Here is a 2,275-nt window from a genome sequence, read left to right as displayed (position 1 = left end):
CAACCGAACCCGCTGCACACCCAATTCTCAATATAGTTTTGACGGCGGCTAAAGCCGCACGTTCGTTTTTCCTCCCCTGGCTAAAGCACGGGAGTTTCCAAACGGATCGGAGGCTACTATGACGTCAGCAACGATTTATCAATTGGCTTTGTCCGCCGGGGCGATCGCACCGAATCAACCCGCGTCAATCTATCAATTCGGAACAAGCATATTTCCTCTGAGGTCACAAGACTTCAGCAGGATTTGAAAACTCATAAGAAATCCGATTGCCTCGCTGAGGGAAAGGCGCGATCGACGATGGCGCATTTTGTTTTCGTGCGAGATTGCCCATTGTCAAAAAGCTACAGGCATCTTTCGAAATGCGATCGATGACAGATTTCCCAAAAGTCTTGCTTCCCCATGCCTATCCCAGGGGTAGGGAAACCGTCGAGGCCCAAGACTGACTCGGGTGTGTTGTTGGCGCGCAACTCGTTGGCGATGTTTGTTGGCTGTTTGCGATTTGCGATCGCCTCAAGCGCGATGGATTCTCGACCATAAGTTTTGATTTTTATGTTGAGCCAAACATTAATTTATTATCAAATTAACTCGCGATCGGGTAAAGTTTTGATAAAGAAGACCCGCAAACGTTCAAATGCGCCATAACTGGGGTATTCTAATTTGAGCGATCGAGTAAAGCAACGGTCAACTCTCTGGGCTGTTCGGCACCGCAAGCGAAGCGATCGCGCTTCTAGATTTTGCCCGAGTGCAGCTCGAAACCCTTGCCAATCGCGACTCGTAATTGCAACCAACGCTCCTAACACTTCCAGTCTTTGAAAATGCATCTACGGGGTTGCTTTGGGTTCACGTTATCAGATGGGGGGGAAAGACTGGCTATTCTTTAAGGGTGTTTTAACAATTACAAAAATTCCGGGAGCGTTACCAATAACCCAGAATAGCAAATCGTGAAGGTTTAGTGAATTGAGGTCATGCAAACCTCCCGCAGAGTTAACTTAATTGGTGCATGTTTGGGATTGATGACATTTGGATGGGGATTTTACAATCCCATTCCCGAACGCGCAACTTATTCTTGTCCTGAAACCCAAACCCTTGGCGGACAATTATGCCGAGGACAAATGCCTCACCAAATGTCCGAAGAAGCTTGGGGACAAATGGGAGCAGTTGCCTATAAAGCAGCCGCTCAATTAATGCAGTCCAATAATAGCGTGCCTCAACCCTTAACGGAAAAGCAAAAGAAATATTTGCGCCCGTTTTTTGGCGATTTAGTCGATCGCGTCAAAGTGGTTTACGAAGCTACTTTAATGGAAGACTGGGTGGCGGCGAGTTTTAAAATTAATGTAGGAGAGTCCAACGCCCAGGTTTATGGCGATGTAATTTACGTGAAAAAACCCCATAAAGAAGGGGATTTGGAACAACTAATCCTGCTGGCTCACGAACTGGTTCACTGCCAACAATATGAAGAATTAGGCAGTTTGGGCGCGTTTGGCTATCACTATTTTAAAGAATATAAAAAAGCCGGTGAAAGCTACCGAGATAACAGTTTTGAAGTGGAAGCATTTGGGCGGGAAGAAGCCTTCTCCCAATGGTTGGCAGGAGAAGTCTCTCGAACCACCGGAAAATACCACCGACATTAGGAAACAGTTATCGAACCCGGAAACGTCCCTTGCTTTCCCAAGGCGCAAATTTTCGGGTCAAGTGCTATCCTCATAGGAACACTATTGTAAATTTTCAGTTCATCCCATCTTAATTGACTTGAGTTGAAACTAGCCATGATGACTCCCTTGAAACTGTCTCCCGCCTTAAAATTAGGCTTAACCCTCGCGATGGCCGCTATCCTCGCCGTGGCGCAACCGTTTCTCACGGCAAGTCACGGTACCGTGACATTTGCCCCGGCAACGGTTCGCACTCCCGCGTCAGTCACCAGTCTCTCCCAGGTGCGCGGCACTCTCGCCTCCGCCTGGACCGATCGCGCCAGCGATCGCGTCGCCTTGTTCCCGGCGGCGTCACAAACCCACAATGCCATTCAAGATGCGATCGGATGCACTTGTCCCATTTGCACTGGCATTCAAGAGAAGTAACCGAGAGTCTTTCCTCCCCGTAACTTTAGTTCGGGGAGGAAAGACGAACGACGGTTTTAACCGTCGTGATTTAAACAACACAGAGCTTATTTGACCGACGAATCAGTTTAACTTTCTTAGGATAAAATTGCCCAATTCGTTTCCAATTGTGGTCGTAAACGAAGTATGTTTTTGGTCTTTGTATTAGTAAATCCTCCAAC

General features: G+C 47.5%; 3 protein-coding genes. 2 read left to right on the top strand and 1 reads right to left on the bottom strand.

Features of this window, described 5'->3' with window-relative positions; genetic code table 11:
• Nucleotides 1-575: 575 nt before the first annotated feature.
• The gene (locus LKK83_RS02715) at nt 576-821 is read right to left on the bottom strand and encodes a hypothetical protein (protein ID WP_324629271.1); all 246 of its coding nucleotides are present in this window, start codon (nt 819-821) and stop codon (nt 576-578) included.
• A 144-nt stretch (nt 822-965) separates the two neighbouring features.
• On the opposite strand from LKK83_RS02715, the gene LKK83_RS02710 reads away from it, so the two are divergent.
• Entirely contained in the window at nt 966-1,631 is a 666-nt protein-coding gene (locus LKK83_RS02710; RefSeq protein WP_324629270.1) for a DUF4157 domain-containing protein, read from the top strand.
• A gap of 135 nt (nt 1,632-1,766) precedes the next feature.
• Complete coding sequence (locus LKK83_RS02705; protein ID WP_324629267.1) at nt 1,767-2,075, top strand: hypothetical protein; 309 nt, start codon at nt 1,767-1,769, stop codon at nt 2,073-2,075.
• Nucleotides 2,076-2,275 lie beyond the last annotated feature (200 nt).

The sequence above is a fragment of the Phormidium sp. CCY1219 genome, assembly GCF_035615515.1.
Lineage (GTDB): Bacteria > Cyanobacteriota > Cyanobacteriia > Cyanobacteriales > Laspinemataceae > CCY1219.
Note: the sequence above shows the minus strand (reverse complement) of the source record. Positions and strands in the feature narration are given on the sequence as shown.

Bases quoted from the DNA above. Each gene is read 5' to 3' on its own strand.
- LKK83_RS02715 (WP_324629271.1), bottom strand. From the start codon at position 821: ATGCATTTTCAAAGACTGGAAGTGTTAGGAGCGTTGGTTGCAATTACG.
- LKK83_RS02710 (WP_324629270.1), top strand. From the start codon at position 966: ATGCAAACCTCCCGCAGAGTTAACTTAATTGGTGCATGTTTGGGATTG.
- LKK83_RS02705 (WP_324629267.1), top strand. From the start codon at position 1,767: ATGATGACTCCCTTGAAACTGTCTCCCGCCTTAAAATTAGGCTTAACC.